This is a genomic window from Rodentibacter rarus (genome assembly GCF_001998965.1).
Taxonomy (GTDB): domain Bacteria; phylum Pseudomonadota; class Gammaproteobacteria; order Enterobacterales; family Pasteurellaceae; genus Rodentibacter; species Rodentibacter rarus.
In genome coordinates, this window is record NZ_MLHJ01000135.1 from 1 (window position 1) to 13,300 (window position 13,300).

A 13,300-nucleotide genomic window follows, 5' to 3' on the forward strand; every position below is an offset into this window, starting at 1 on the left:
CAAATGAAATGCCATATTTTGAAACATCCTCATTTCATCGTCTGAATATCGGGATTGAATAGCGAAATATTGACTATCAAGATCGAAAAACGGCTTGGATATTGCGCAAGCCGTTATTTCTACAAAGTCACTAAATGCAATGAGATTATCGTGTTTTGCACCCAGTTTCTTTATGCCGTCAATGATTTCATTGTCTTTTGCATTAAAGGTATTCATTGTTATGGCTCACATCCCAACATATAAGCGAGAGAAGTCGGATCGACTTGGAATTGGTAGAAAAATTTGTGTGAATTAGCGGTTTCATTGACAGATATTTGCGTTTGCCCTTTGTTGATCGGTAGGGCTTCTTGGGGGATTAATAGCACATCAAACGAGCCTTTCATTCTGGCTTGTTTATCGTGGCACAGGAAAAGGCAATAAAAATCAGCACGTTCCTCATCGTTTTTAGGGAATTTAAAATCATAGTACTGCTGTTTACTATCTTTTCGTAAAAGAGCCGTGAGCTCTTTTACGTCAACCGTTTTTTCATTAACGATAAAATCGTAAACAGGATTATTTTCACGATAATCTTCATTCATATCGACCGCCTCAGGAACAAGCTGCTTAAACTTCATTTCTGCTGATGTGCCGGAACTACTGCGGGTGGCATAGCGACTTTCCCGATATTCGTGCCAACGGGGAGAATAGCCGAGTTTTTCAACCGTTTTCGCTACAATCCATACCGTTAAGCCCAAATCCTCACACATATATTGTAGGTTGCCGTTAAATCGGAAATAAGCATCCATCACCCGATATTCGGTGGTTTCATTTTGTTGGATAAATGAATGTTTTTTGAGGCAAAGATAAACTACACCCGCAGTGATTTTGGGTTTTACATCATATTGATGAAAAGGAAAGGTATTGATGGAGGTATAGTCTTTGTAATGAACTTTCGCCCAATCTAAAATAATTCGCTCTCTTGGGTCGTCTTCTGCAAATCCGCCAATATTTGTTTGATTCACGAATTTATTTTTAGTCGGTGGTGTAGCATTAACCTGGCGTTGATGATAAGCGTTCAAATTTTCCCGCATTTTTATCAAACGGGAACCGGTTTGCTTGATTTCTTGGGTTAAAACATCGGCAATCACGCATTCGGTTTTCATTTCAGTAATCGGGTTAATTTGCATTTTTCACCTCTAAAGCTGTTGGGGGTTGATAGTCAAAATAGGCAGGTAGTACAGAGTCTTTGCCTAAATAATCCGCTTTAAGTTTTTCCGCTTCTAACGAGACTCTGGCAATATCAATAATTTGACTGCTGACATCCGCCACGGCTTTTGAACGCTTGATTTCGGCATCAATTTGTTCCGAATTGAGCCCCTCTTCGTTTAACCTCTCCAGGGTAGCGAAAAGGTGATCGTTTAAATGCTGAAGTTTGTTTTTTGACATAACATTACCTATAAAAAAGCCCACGGTTAAGTGGGCGTTGTGGTTCTGAATGGAATTAGCTCATTTTCTGAATGAGCTGTTGATAATAGTCTTGGGCGACACCAACACGATCTTTGATTTTTTCGATAATCGGCTCATCACGCTTAATCGTTATGCGCTGATAATCACAAACACGGCAAGCACAATTTTTAAACCTTTCTTGAACATTTTTTCGTCCTTTTGCTGAAATTTGGGTGAGACAAACCGCCGCAGGCTTAAAAAAGTGCGGTCGGTTTTGGTTAGGTTTTAGAATAGGTGAACTAATCCGCCACTTCGGATGATGGCGTTAGGGTGTCGCACGTTGTAGATAATGCGATTCCAGCCGTTGCCGTGCGTAATGTCTTGATTAAATTCGGTTGTTATCCGTTGTAATGCAGGCAAGATGTCTTGCGGAAGATTGCCGTAGCGTTCGTTTAATTGACGAATTGCTCGGGCATAATCGCCACCGAAACCGCCAAATTGTTTTTGTAATTTATCGGTCAGCTCAATGTAATTGCGCAATGCGTACCACGCCCAACAGAAATCTTGCATTTCCTTTTCGGTTAAATCACGCTGATACATTTTCGGTGGTTCGGGCAAAGTAAGTTGCTGTTGTTCATTCCGGTGCATTGCCAAAAATGCCCGTAGAACGACTAAATGGAATTTCGGGCTGATCCACATTGCGTAAGCAAGTACGAGTTCTTCGCAAGCGTATGTTCCGCCGTGTGTACCTCGTAAGGTTTTTAGTGGTTGTGCCGTTGGATCTTCTTTTTGGATTTCTTCGATTAGCTCTTGGGTTGTGTCTAAACGAACGAAACGATATGGCTCGTGTTTAGCTTCATTTCCACTAACACGATGTAGATCTTTTAGATTATAAAGGTTGTCTAATTGACTGATTGATGTTTTAAGAATAGTTAAATTTGACATTTTTATGCCCCTAGAAGTTTGTTTATATTCGTTCAACTTTTGTAGGGTTGAACGGGCTTCAACAACCGCTTCTAGACGGCGGAGCTTATTTCCCGAAGGTATTGTATTAGGCTCTCTCGACCCGTCCATTGAAAACCCCAGATCTGGGGTTTTTAAGGATTTTGCAAATTTTAGGCATAAAAAAACCGCTATGCTGTCGGGTGCGGATAGCCGCTAGAAGAATTGTTGTGCGGTTATCTTAATCCTAGAATTGGCGGTTGTAAAGTAAAAAAATAGACTTAAAACGATAAAAGTGCTTGCAATAAATATTAGTACACTTATAATTAGACTCATCAAGTGAGGGACTTGATACAAGAAACCCCAGCTTGTAGAAACTGGGGCAACCCTGAAGAGGTAAATGATGAAACCTGTACTTCTCATCATTATCCTGTTAGTCGGATTATTAGTAAGCGTACCGGCTTACTAGACTAACTCAAGGGGGGATATGTGGAAGTGTCCCCCTGCGACTTCAATACTAATCAATCTGAGCAAGAAAATCAAGGTGTTTATTATGGCAAAAACAATGGCTGAAATTGTCGCAAAAAGCGATGAAAAGCGTGGCGTTAAAGCAAAAACCTACAAACTGCCGCTTTCGGTAATTGCGGAAATTGAGCAATTGAGCCATCAATTAAATATCCCTCAAAACCAACTGATTATTCAGGCGGTTGAATTATTCAAATCTCAAAAAGGGGCGTAATGCCTCTTTTTTAATCCGAAAGGGCGGTGGGTGTCAAATTTTTGCAAAACAAAACCCACTGCATTGAGTGGGTTAGCTTTTAATAATTAACACAACGTAAGCAATGATTGCGACTATTGCTACTACCGCATCAGTTGTTTCCATAGCTATTCCTTGTTTCTTTCGGTTAGTTGTCTTTGTAAGTCAGCCCACCATTTTTCATTCTCTTTTTGGCGTTTCAGCTCAAACTTCCAATTTTTATTCAACAATTTCAGGCGGCAGTGCGATGGCTTCAAATGGCTTTCCGGTGTCGTCATCAATCATATGTTCCTTTTCTTCCTCTGTTGTCGGTCTTGTTCTGATTACAGCCCTCCCCAATACAACACCGAAAACCGCATTGTTGAACTCAAATGCGGTTTCATCAAAAGAACCATTTTCGCACGCCTCGTCAAAGGCGGCTTTAGCACATTCCAAACAGGCTGCTTTGGCTTGCTCTAATGTGTCGTGGAATCTAATTTCTGCCGGATTTTCATAAGTATCCATTGAAAAGTAGTTTTTCATTTGGTTTCTCCAAAATAAAACCGCCCATAAGAGCGGTTCGGTTAATTGCGGTTTGTATCAACAACCGGTAACTCGACAAAATCATTAAGCGGTTGTGGTGTCGGTTGGTATTGATTGCGGCGTGTTTCTATCCAATCCAACAATTCTTTAAATTCATCATAGTAACGGGCTTGTTTTGTCGCCTGCTTGATGATGAACTCTCGTTGTTCGACATCTAAGAGTAGCCAGTATTTTTTTACTTGCTCAATAGCTCGCTGTCTATTCGGTTTTCTGTGATTAAAATTGTCGTGGATGTACTTACCAAACAACTCAGCGAAAAAGGAATAGGGTAGGCTGATGTGTATTTCGTTCACGTTTTCTTTCTCCTAAACATAAGCACCAGTTAATTCTTCCATGATTTTAATAAGGTTGGATTTTTCACCTTGTAATGTTCGCAACTCACGCATTGCTTCAAGAGCTACAAAGGTTAGCTCGCCACATTCGTGACGAAAAAATTCTTTCAAGGTAATATCAGGCATAAATTCCAAAAGATCTAAATCATCAAGATCGATATCGACTTCAACTTCGGTATCTACTCTTACAGTTTGTGTGATTATTCGACCCATATTTTTCATCCTGTTGTATTTGGGGTAATAAAAAGCCCACGGTTAAGTGGGCGGTGTAATTTAGAATGGGATGTCATCATCAAATCCACTGTTATTTTGTGGTGCCGGCGCAGTGGATTGATAATATTGATGTTGAGCTTGATATTGCTCTTGGCGTGGTGGGTTCTTCGCACGGCTGTCTTTATCCTGTGTATGATTAAGAAGCCACTGAATGCGTTTCGGTTCTTCACCGTTTAAATGTTCAGCCAGTGTTTTTTGTGATGCCGGGCTAAATGGGCAGATAATTTGCAAACGGTAGCTCTCTGAGCCATCATTTTTTGTGATTAATTCCTTTTGCAAGAACAATCCAACACGCTTATTGGTAAGTTCCGGTGCAATGTCATCATTACCTTGTCTTCGAACGGTTAATTCTTTTACGCCGGTTACGCCCATAATGGCCTGTATCATATTGATACCGCCGGCAATCTCTTTTTGATCTTTACCTCTGTAATAGACGGAAAGATAATTGCCTTGCTGTCCATCATCAGTTTCGATTGAAAACTCAATAGCTTGTGCGCCACCTTGTGATTTGGTGTATTTAGCTTCGGTGATTTTTCCAATGTAAGCGCCGGTTTCACTGATAAAGTTAGACTGTCCGCCTTTAACAGCTTGTTCTTCGTTGTAAGTAAACATTGTGGCCATACTAATTTTCTCCTGTTGGTTCGGTTGGATTTTCGTTTGTTTTTTCAACCGCACTTTCTTCTGCGGATGAAATCTCGTAGTAATCACAGATAATGCGGTCGATTTCTGCTAAATCGTTATTAATGACGGGATGTTCAAACAATCCCATTGGGCTTTTTACGGTATCAGAACCATTATTTTGTGTGGTAAACTGATACATACCGTCTTTTACTTGTGTGCGTAGGCAAATCGTGAACATTCCCTCGAGGGTGATTTTTTCATCGAGCATCTTCCCGATAGTTTTTATTTTGGTTCGCCCAAAATCATCGCTTTGAGTGTGTGCCAAAATATAAACTCGCTTATTTGGTGGTAACTTGGTTGCCAAATCGCATATTTTCCACGCATTCATGCCAATGTCGGTAAATTTGTCGTAGCCTTTTTCCATGCCACGGCGCATAAATTCATTTGCCATAATGTACTGATAATCATCTATCACGATAATGTCACGCCGTGTTTTCGCCATGTAATGGCAGATTTCATCGGCATTGTCTGTTACAAAGATATTGCCCTTTGCGCCATCAAAAACCTGCCAACCTTTAGGGCGGAATGGCAGGGGTTTATGAATGGATTGAATTAATAATGTTTTATTCGGATCGAGATTGCGCAAACTGGTTGATTTACCGGTTCCGCTTTCGCCAAGTATTAAGGTAGCTATGCTCATTATTTTTTCCTTATTGTTGAAGGTGAGAAATTTTCCCATCGTAGTCGTGGGTAAGATCCAGTTGATATGCGCTGACAATCACAAACACGGCAAGCACAATTTTTAAACCTTTCTTGAACATTTTTTCGTCCTTTTGCTGAATTTAGGGTGCAAGAAACCGCCGCAGGCTTAAAAAAGTGCGGTCGGTTTTGGTTAAATTTTACGGTTCTAGAAAAGCAAGAATATCAGCTTTGTGTTCCGGGTCAGGCAATTCTTCTGCTAACATTGAAATAGCAAGCCTTACTCGATCCATTGTTCGGCATTGGCGGTTGAGTAATCCCCACATTTTAGGTTCCTCTGCTTTCTGTTTTACCATTGAATCGTGGAACTCGGCTGAATAGTAATAAAGCAACGCCAGTGGATAAAGCAAGGAATATGATAGTGTTGGATTTTTGACCGCTATGGCAGACATTGAGGCGATATAGATAAGCACATCCCTTAACTGGGAACGTGGGATTTGCTCGTATTTTGCAACATTGAATTTATTTTTGGCTCTTGCCCAAATTTCACCATAGCTTAAGCCTGTGCGTTCGTGAGTAGCTTTTACGGCATTTTGAATTTGGCGTTGTTCTTCAGGTGTGAGGGTTTCCGACAAAGCGAGTTGTTTCGGTTCGTTGCGGTGCATTGCCAAAAATGCCCGTAGCACGACTAAATGAAATTTCGGGCTGATCCACATTGCGTAACTGAGTACCAATTCTTCGCAAACCCAGTATCCACGAACAGTTAAATCTGCCCCACCACGAATAATTTTACTAGCAACCAAATGTGGTGTTTTGCCAGAGATCGAATTTGATCTTTGGGTATTTTGAAAATTGATTTCATCAATAAGTTCTTTGGTTTGTTGATTACGCATAAATAACGTAGGTCGATGTTTATCTTCAGCACCGCTTGCACGATGAAGATCATTTAAAGAGAAAAGATTTTCCTGTGAACGAATTGATGTATCAAGAATGGTTAGATTTGACATAAAATAATCCTCGAACTATTTGTTTTACACAAGCCTCTTTCTACAAAGGCGGTCAGGAGGTTAGAAAACCCCGTTCAAGGTAAGGGCTGGACGTATTTCCTTGTGGTATTGTATTAGTCGCCCTCCCGACCATAGTCAGGATTACGGATACAAAAAAATCGCCTTGTGGCGATTAGTGAACTATCCGCCTTGAACATTAGGTTTCTACACCTTGAGGCGGATAGTAAAACAAAACCCCGTTGATTGCAACAGGGTTTTTGAAAATTTATTCATCTTCGTTTCGTCTTTGTTGTTCTAGTGCGGTTGTTTTACCACGTCCGAAACCTGCAATATAACCAGCTAATAATGCACCACCAATTTTAAGCACCTCTAGAGCAAAAGCAGTATTATCTGTAAACATTGACACAAAAATAATGGCAACAACCGCAATAATAACAACGCCAATAATAATATTGCGTTGTGTGTGCATTTTGGAAACCGCTTTTATTTGTTCGTTTCTATCGCCTTTTTGTGCCTCAATGCTTGCCAATGCAATCTTTTCATTGGATTTTATACGCTCTTGTTCAACAGCTAATTCTTTTTCTTTCACAGCTTGATTAGCTTGTTGTACTTTGACTAAATCTCGCATTGTGGCGAGAAGTTGAGCGTCTGTTTGTGGCTTTGGATTCATACTATCTCAATGGACAAAGTTGTGGAGTTTTATAGGTGATTTGGAATGAACCATAACCACCGGAGCCGATTTTAGGTGGAACAAAAGTAACATTCTGGATGTTGTTACTTACTGTGGATTTTCTCGCTTCGTTTAAGTACTGTTTCGCTGAAACGTTGCGAACCTTTTTAGGTACAAGCAGTGGCGTTTTAGTCATATGAAATACCTTGTTTGAGTGATGAAAATCCCTTGTGAAATAAGGATTTATATAAAAAGCCACATTGAAGTGGCTGTAAACTTTCTGTTGAAAGTGCGGTTATCTTAATCCGAGTTAGAGCGGTTTGTCAATATTAAAATTTATCTTCCGATTCAGGAAAAGATTCAGGTTTTTTACTCCAGCTGTTATGCATCCATGTAAATTTTTTCTTTTGACCAAATGCCGCCCATCCTGATGATTCTGAGGCATTGATGACTAAAATGGCTCCACGATTGGTTAATTTGATGAGTTCATCACGAATAGTATTTACAGTATCTGTTTCGTTTTTTGTTGTAATTAACCAAACATTACCAATCCAGTGCCAATAAGCATACTTTCCTTTAAAGAAGTTAGTGATAGCATTACGTTGTTCTTTATTGAAATCCTCATCGACAAGAATAATAAATTTTTTAACCATTGCTACCATCCCTTACTGAACAATCTGCCTCAATAATTTTTGCCTGACTAACATCAATTAAACCTGATTGATTATCTCCTATCTGCCCCTTTTCAATCGCTAACTTAGATAAAGTATAAGTTTCTGATCTTAAACAATCAGGGTCTTTGAATGCAAAGATAAAATAAGCAACAATGATACTTATTAATTCAGTAATCAACGCACCTATCAGAAAATATAGCAAGATTTCTTTTTCACCGAATATGCCGTAAGTAATAGTTGAGGCAAGCGTTAAAAAGAATAGCCAAAGCAAGCTAACAATAACGTTAGATCTTGCGTTCATTCCTTCAACATTGCTAAGTCGAGCAAATAAACGATTCACAAACTTTCTCCAAGAGGATATAAATTTTTTCAATAAGTTTAGCATATTTCCTTACCTAACTTTAACTTTATTTAAACTTCAAAAAGAGCGGTAATTATTTAATCGTCAATACCTGAGTATCAACCAGTTTTGCCCCAATGACAGCCTCACCGGCTTTCAGGCGCTTTTTGATTTCTGTTTTATTTGGCGTGATTTTCACATTTACCAAATCTTCATCAATATTGTTGGCAAGGAATAAATCATCATCTAATTCAACCGCACTTTCTTTTTGCTCACGGTAGGAAATGTTGAATAACGGGCATTTAATGCTTTCGGTATCGGTTTTCGCCATATTCAACTTGAGATAGTTTTTAATGCCTTCAATACCGTTTTGACGTTGCTTTTTCATCGCTTGCAGACGTTTGATTTCCGCATCTATCACTTCAATATCGCCTTCGGCATTTTTGATAACGTGTACCACTCGTTCGGCTTTTTGATTAAAATCTTCTTGAATGGCTTCTAACGCTTTTTGAACATCGGCATTTTCAGCAAATTCAGGGTTATTGAGTAATTCTGCAATGTTTTCGTACTGTTCTGTGATTTCGTAAAGTTTCATTTTTTATTCCTTAGAATGGTAGGGGATTGTCTTGGATAAATTCGATTTCGGCTTGTAGCTCTTCCGGTGTAATTCGTTCCTGCCAAAGCCAGTTTCTTATCGCATTGAGCAGTTCTTGTTTCGTTTCAATGTGTTCATTTGGTTCGTTACTCATTGCCGCACCTCCCATACCACCTCGCCGTTGTAGTCATTCTCATCTTTCCAATCGTAAATATCCGGTTCGGGTTTACCTTGCGGTTCGTCAAACTGGTCGTAATAATCGTGGTCGCTTGCGCATTGATGTGGCGGGCAAATTCGTCTCATTTTGTTTGCTCCTATTGTTTAAAAGTGCGGTCAATTTCCTTTTGTTTTTGTGCGGTGTAGTGGAGGAGTTCCTGTTCCGCCTGTGGGGTTAAATTCGGTTGCCAGTCTCCGTTTTCCTCACGCCAAAGTTTTCGGGCTTCGGCTCGGGCCTGTCGGCTGATTTGCTCGCTGACTTCGTTGTTGTGCCAGTCAGTGGGGTTGGCAAAAGCGGGGCGACATTGCCATAAAGCGATAAGAGCAATTAAAGCAATAATGGCAACATAGAATGCGCCTTTCAGTGTTTGTGTAAGTTGGTGGTTTTTCATACCTTCGTTTTCCTTTTCTTCGAGATTAAAATCGGGGTGTTTAGCTTCGTTGTGCGCTTGTAATTCGCTAAAAAATACGCTTTTAGCTCTCATAGCGGTTTGGTTTCGTTGTTGCCGTTTACGGCGTTTTTGTCGTTTGTTCATATTGTTTCCTTTTTAATCAATTTACTGAATTTAGGGTGCAAGAAACCGCCACACGATTTTCACGGGGAAAAGTGCGGTCGGTTTTAATTAAATTTTAATCAAGTAACTGGTGAAAGGCTTTGACTAATGCCAATCGTTCGGTATTAGATTGAATAAACCGTTTGGCTTTTGCCATTGTTTGTTCAAGCGGATATTTGAAATTGTAGAGATACTGCCCGCCAATCTCATTTTCCATTTGTTTTGGAATGTTAGTACCACGTAGTTTTTCTTGCATTTCGTGAGCTTGGAAACAAAAGCTATACATTCTGATGAAAAGGGCTAATGCTTCTTCGCTTTGGGAAATGTGATCGACACGATAATCAGGCTCAGGCAAAGCGAGTTGTTTTGGCTGTGCGGTTTCTTTGTCGAGAATATCCAGTACCCATTTTCTAAAGTCTTTGGCGACTTTGGTGTGGCTTAACATTCCGATTAGGTGGCAACCACGCAGGCTGAAAATCCGTACTTTTTGCATACCGCCTGCGGTTTTCATATCAATAAGTGCGGTCATATTTGAGGTGAATTCGTCTGCGTGGCGTTCGTAAATACTTTTTACGTTTCGGCTGTGATCAGAATAGCCTAAGGCTTTTCCAAGTTCTGAAACTGTTAGCCAGATTTGATTTTGATAATTTGTAACTGAAATAGGTTTATTTTGGAAAGTTAAAGTTGTCATACAAGACTCCGCTCAATAAGTTTTAACACTCATCACAAGCAACGCCAATTACTGGTGATGAACTAGACAGGATTGGCGTTACAGTTGAGCGGTGCTTACTGCAGTTCTTTTCAGAACTCCTATCTAGCTCATCATTGACAACTTCTAAAAGGGTGGATCAATTTGATCCTTCCTTTGAAAGTATTAATTTGACTAGATTTCAGTTATAAAAAAAGTCGCTTTAGGCGACTGTCTATTCATAACCGCCACTCAATTCAGGAACGCCAATTCCCGACTTTCTGTTGAAAGTGGGTATAGTCTAGTCTGAATTTGGGGCGGTGTCAAATAAAAAGGCTCAATGTATGAGCCTTCTACTATCATTCAACCTTAAACTGAATAGCGATTAAAGAGTAATCGTCTATTGGGGCTTTTTCTATTCGTTTTTGTAAAGCTGCAGCAAATCTTGTTACACTTTTCATTGTGTTATCTGAAAAGCGTGGGCGATGCTCCCAAAAATGATGGGCTCCGTCAGACATAATGTAGATAAAAATTTCGTTGTTTTCATTTTTCAGTTCATCAATCGGGATGAACAGTTTATCAGGTATCATCTCTACTTGAGTAGAAATTGCCGTTGTAATGATGTTTTTTCCAGATAATTCTTTGAGCTCTTTCTTAGTGTATATCCCTTCGTCTAGTAGCTTTTGATGCGATGTGTGATCTTTTGTTTTTTGACGAAGTTTATTGCCTTCTTTTACATATAAACGACAATCACCAATGTGTCCAATATGTAATCCTTCTTCTGTAAGATACGCAAATGTTAGCGTGGTGGAGGCTTGGCGATATTCTTCTGGAAGCTGTTTGATTTCAGCTAAGCTATCAGAAAAAACATTTTGTGGCTCTCGCATTAGACTTTGAATTGCAATTTGAGAGGCAATTTCTCCGCCTAAATATCCTCCCACTCCATCTGCAATCGCAAATAAATACTTATCCTCTTGTTTACTAGGTGAAAGAAGTGCATCTTGATTTTTTCTTTCTTCATTTTTTGGAAAAGAAAAAATACTTGAAGAAATCAATTTTATCATTATTCGTATCCTCTTTGTTTTTGGATGTCATTGATAATTTCTTGAACATTAGAATATCTATCTTTAGGTTTTCTTTCGGTACATTTTCTCCAAATAGGTTCTAATATTTCTGTAAGTGCCAAATCTTCTAATAGCACACCTAAAGCAAAAATATCTGATTGAATAGAATGTGGGATGCCTGCTAGTATTTCAGGAGACATGTATCTCTCGGTGCCAAGATTTTTTCGAATAGCAGTTAGGGTGGCAGAGCTTCTATTTGTGTCTTTAACTAAACCGAAATCAGAAACCTTATAACTACCATCTGAATATTTTAAGATATTTAAGGCTTTGATATCACGGTGGATAAATCCCATATCGTGAATATGTTTTACTCCATTTAATACCATAAGAAAAATATCAATTTTTTTTGATATTGTGAGTTTTCTATCTCCTTCAACACAATCATCTTTCTCTAGTTCTTCAGATAAAGAGCATTCTGCCAATTCCATCACAAACCAGTTTTGCAATCTATTATGTATGCAAATGTGAGTGATATTTTTATGAAAACATTTAGACTGACATTCGACCTCAATATCAAATCGCTGCCTAAACATTTGGATTTCATTTTTAGGAAGACGTGGATCAGGAGAATATGTTTTTAAGGCATATTCTTTAAAATGTGTTTTAGAATGATTATAAAGTCTGATTTTTTCAACTTTACCAAAAGAACCATTTCCAATAACCCCTATCCTTTCAATCCAATAATTACCAAATTCTTCCATAAAGGACTCCAACCGAATCAATTAACGAATTTAGCTATTATATGAGAACGATACGGTTTTTACTGTGATCTTATTCACATTTTAAAAAGCCCACCTGTTACAGTGGGCAAATAACCTAAGGAATGATGGTTAAACCATCAAAAACCGCTCTCGTGGAGTAGATTCAAGAAGATTGGGCAAATTGCTTCGTACGGTGTTGAGAGCGTTTTGGGTGGTTGCCTTTCTTTATGCTTGTAAGGCTCAAGCCCTTATTGTCTCTCACAACTTTAAGGAATATAATTTAATCTCTCACAACGCAAATAAGGATTAAGTTATGTCTGGCAATCAAAATGGATACATTCAAATTCCTCTTCGTTATGCTTTTAAATACGCATTGCCATTATTGCAACAAAAATACACAATCAATGGAAAACCTACTGATTCTTTAACAAATGAAAAGATTGTTGCTGAATTTTTTGATATGGCAGAACAAATTCAAAACGAATACGCTAAACGTTATGGGGATTTTAGTGTGTACAATTTGAAAGATTGATTAGAACGGATTACGTTTTATTTGAACATCAGACTTAAGCAAAGCGAATGCTTTAATTAAGCTTCTCGCAAGCTCATCAGACGGTATTTCAATATTCTTTATCGCACTGCCTAGTACCGCCTGTCTAATGCGCTCTTTATCATTTTCAGATAGGTTTTCTTGTTTTTCTTCAATTTCAATTACAGTAATTGTTGCTTTCATTCGTGATTTCCTCTTTCTAAACTCTCACCAACTCCCGACAACCCATTTGTCGGCGTTCTTTGGCTCGGACTGTGTTTGTTGTTGCTTTGCCTTTGTTGTAACCATAGTTGGCAATATCAACCAGCTTTTTATCTCTGCCGGCAAGGTGAATTGCACTATCAACCTTGCTTGGTTTTACGACCGCCTTCTCCCAAAGTGCGGTAATGTTTCGGGACTTTTCAAACATTCTTGTGAGTCGTCCTTTTTTACCGGTATTACGGATTTCAGGATTATCACTGTATTTGTTTGCATTGCGTAAAATTGTGATTGTTGCCATTTCTGACCCCTTTTCTCTCTTTTCCATTGTTTACTGTCAATGATCTTCCAA

The 13,300-nt window shown here is 39.0% G+C and carries 24 protein-coding genes and 2 pseudogenes; 2 read left to right on the forward strand and 24 right to left on the reverse strand.

Annotation, left to right across the window (positions count from 1 at the left end):
- From BKK50_RS11350 to BKK50_RS11365, 5 genes and pseudogenes are all read right to left on the reverse strand, one after another.
- Positions 1-216 (reverse strand): annotated as a pseudogene (locus BKK50_RS11350) (hypothetical protein); the annotation flags it as partial.
- A 2-nt stretch (positions 217-218) separates the two neighbouring features.
- Positions 219-1,166 carry a hypothetical protein gene (locus tag BKK50_RS11355; protein ID WP_077418176.1) on the reverse strand — a complete coding sequence of 316 codons (948 nt, stop codon included), beginning with the start codon at positions 1,164-1,166 and terminating at the stop codon, positions 219-221.
- Positions 1,156-1,425 (reverse strand): hypothetical protein, encoded by a 270-nt coding sequence (locus BKK50_RS11360; RefSeq protein WP_077418179.1) that lies wholly within the window; start codon positions 1,423-1,425, stop codon positions 1,156-1,158. The genes BKK50_RS11355 and BKK50_RS11360 overlap by 11 nt, the downstream gene beginning before the upstream one ends.
- A 55-nt stretch (positions 1,426-1,480) precedes the next feature.
- Positions 1,481-1,579: pseudogene (locus BKK50_RS12995) on the reverse strand (translocation protein TolB precursor); the annotation flags it as partial.
- Positions 1,580-1,710: 131 nt separating this feature from the next.
- Complete coding sequence (locus tag BKK50_RS11365; RefSeq protein ID WP_077418181.1) at positions 1,711-2,370, reverse strand: KilA-N domain-containing protein; 660 nt, start codon at positions 2,368-2,370, stop codon at positions 1,711-1,713.
- A 550-nt stretch (positions 2,371-2,920) separates the two neighbouring features.
- On the opposite strand from BKK50_RS11365, the gene BKK50_RS11370 reads away from it, so the two are divergent.
- Positions 2,921-3,106: a ribbon-helix-helix protein, CopG family gene (locus BKK50_RS11370; RefSeq protein WP_077418183.1), complete on the forward strand. Its 186-nt coding sequence runs from the start codon at positions 2,921-2,923 to the stop codon at positions 3,104-3,106.
- 237 nt (positions 3,107-3,343) lie between these two features.
- On the opposite strand, the gene BKK50_RS11375 is transcribed toward BKK50_RS11370, so the two are convergent.
- The 17 genes from BKK50_RS11375 to BKK50_RS11445 all read right to left on the reverse strand — a co-directional run bounded on the left by BKK50_RS11375 (position 3,344) and on the right by BKK50_RS11445 (position 12,200).
- Complete coding sequence (locus BKK50_RS11375; RefSeq protein WP_077418185.1) at positions 3,344-3,646, reverse strand: hypothetical protein; 303 nt, start codon at positions 3,644-3,646, stop codon at positions 3,344-3,346.
- A 41-nt stretch (positions 3,647-3,687) separates the two neighbouring features.
- Complete coding sequence (locus BKK50_RS11380) at positions 3,688-3,999, reverse strand: hypothetical protein (RefSeq protein WP_077418187.1); 312 nt, start codon at positions 3,997-3,999, stop codon at positions 3,688-3,690.
- A 12-nt stretch (positions 4,000-4,011) separates the two neighbouring features.
- Positions 4,012-4,260: a hypothetical protein gene (locus BKK50_RS11385; protein WP_143531354.1), complete on the reverse strand. Its 249-nt coding sequence runs from the start codon at positions 4,258-4,260 to the stop codon at positions 4,012-4,014.
- A gap of 51 nt (positions 4,261-4,311) precedes the next feature.
- Positions 4,312-4,980: a hypothetical protein gene (locus tag BKK50_RS11390; protein WP_244149462.1), complete on the reverse strand. Its 669-nt coding sequence runs from the start codon at positions 4,978-4,980 to the stop codon at positions 4,312-4,314.
- Complete coding sequence (locus BKK50_RS11395; RefSeq protein ID WP_077418193.1) at positions 4,934-5,632, reverse strand: DEAD/DEAH box helicase family protein; 699 nt, start codon at positions 5,630-5,632, stop codon at positions 4,934-4,936. The genes BKK50_RS11390 and BKK50_RS11395 overlap by 47 nt, the downstream gene beginning before the upstream one ends.
- 199 nt (positions 5,633-5,831) lie before the next feature.
- Positions 5,832-6,638: a KilA-N domain-containing protein gene (locus BKK50_RS11400; RefSeq protein ID WP_077418195.1), complete on the reverse strand. Its 807-nt coding sequence runs from the start codon at positions 6,636-6,638 to the stop codon at positions 5,832-5,834.
- A gap of 265 nt (positions 6,639-6,903) precedes the next feature.
- Positions 6,904-7,308 carry a hypothetical protein gene (locus BKK50_RS11405; RefSeq protein WP_077418197.1) on the reverse strand — a complete coding sequence of 135 codons (405 nt, stop codon included), beginning with the start codon at positions 7,306-7,308 and terminating at the stop codon, positions 6,904-6,906.
- A 1-nt stretch (position 7,309) separates the two neighbouring features.
- On the reverse strand, positions 7,310-7,504 hold the full coding sequence (locus BKK50_RS11410) for a hypothetical protein (RefSeq protein WP_077418199.1): 195 nt from the start codon (positions 7,502-7,504) through the stop codon (positions 7,310-7,312).
- 133 nt (positions 7,505-7,637) lie between these two features.
- Positions 7,638-7,961 carry a hypothetical protein gene (locus BKK50_RS11415; protein ID WP_077418201.1) on the reverse strand — a complete coding sequence of 108 codons (324 nt, stop codon included), beginning with the start codon at positions 7,959-7,961 and terminating at the stop codon, positions 7,638-7,640.
- Positions 7,954-8,322, reverse strand: coding sequence for a hypothetical protein (locus BKK50_RS11420; RefSeq protein WP_143529824.1), 369 nt, complete (start codon positions 8,320-8,322; stop codon positions 7,954-7,956). The genes BKK50_RS11415 and BKK50_RS11420 overlap by 8 nt, the downstream gene beginning before the upstream one ends.
- 94 nt (positions 8,323-8,416) lie before the next feature.
- A complete protein-coding gene (locus BKK50_RS11425) occupies positions 8,417-8,917 on the reverse strand; it encodes a siphovirus Gp157 family protein (RefSeq protein WP_077418205.1) in 501 nt (166 codons plus the stop codon).
- Between the two features lie 10 nt (positions 8,918-8,927).
- Positions 8,928-9,071, reverse strand: coding sequence for a hypothetical protein (locus tag BKK50_RS12535; protein WP_158074676.1), 144 nt, complete (start codon positions 9,069-9,071; stop codon positions 8,928-8,930).
- Positions 9,068-9,220, reverse strand: coding sequence for a hypothetical protein (locus tag BKK50_RS12540; RefSeq protein ID WP_158074677.1), 153 nt, complete (start codon positions 9,218-9,220; stop codon positions 9,068-9,070). Before BKK50_RS12540 ends, BKK50_RS12535 begins: the two co-directional genes overlap by 4 nt.
- Positions 9,221-9,231: 11 nt before the next feature.
- Positions 9,232-9,669 carry a hypothetical protein gene (locus BKK50_RS11430; protein WP_143529825.1) on the reverse strand — a complete coding sequence of 146 codons (438 nt, stop codon included), beginning with the start codon at positions 9,667-9,669 and terminating at the stop codon, positions 9,232-9,234.
- 94 nt (positions 9,670-9,763) lie between these two features.
- Entirely contained in the window at positions 9,764-10,378 is a 615-nt protein-coding gene (locus tag BKK50_RS11435) for a BRO-N domain-containing protein (protein WP_077418207.1), read from the reverse strand.
- A 356-nt stretch (positions 10,379-10,734) separates the two neighbouring features.
- The gene (locus tag BKK50_RS11440) at positions 10,735-11,439 is read right to left on the reverse strand and encodes a PP2C family protein-serine/threonine phosphatase (RefSeq protein ID WP_077418209.1); all 705 of its coding nucleotides are present in this window, start codon (positions 11,437-11,439) and stop codon (positions 10,735-10,737) included.
- Positions 11,439-12,200 (reverse strand): protein kinase domain-containing protein, encoded by a 762-nt coding sequence (locus BKK50_RS11445; protein WP_077418211.1) that lies wholly within the window; start codon positions 12,198-12,200, stop codon positions 11,439-11,441. The genes BKK50_RS11440 and BKK50_RS11445 overlap by 1 nt, the downstream gene beginning before the upstream one ends.
- 313 nt (positions 12,201-12,513) lie before the next feature.
- Between BKK50_RS11445 and BKK50_RS11450 the strand changes: the two genes are divergently transcribed.
- Positions 12,514-12,732 (forward strand): hypothetical protein, encoded by a 219-nt coding sequence (locus tag BKK50_RS11450; RefSeq protein WP_077418213.1) that lies wholly within the window; start codon positions 12,514-12,516, stop codon positions 12,730-12,732.
- Here the strand turns inward: BKK50_RS11450 and BKK50_RS11455 are convergent, their stop codons facing one another.
- Together BKK50_RS11455 and BKK50_RS11460 are read right to left on the reverse strand one after the other, a co-directional pair.
- Complete coding sequence (locus tag BKK50_RS11455) at positions 12,733-12,933, reverse strand: hypothetical protein (RefSeq protein ID WP_077418215.1); 201 nt, start codon at positions 12,931-12,933, stop codon at positions 12,733-12,735.
- Between the two features lie 16 nt (positions 12,934-12,949).
- Positions 12,950-13,249, reverse strand: coding sequence for a hypothetical protein (locus tag BKK50_RS11460; RefSeq protein ID WP_077418217.1), 300 nt, complete (start codon positions 13,247-13,249; stop codon positions 12,950-12,952).
- Between the last annotated feature and the right edge of the window lie 51 nt (positions 13,250-13,300).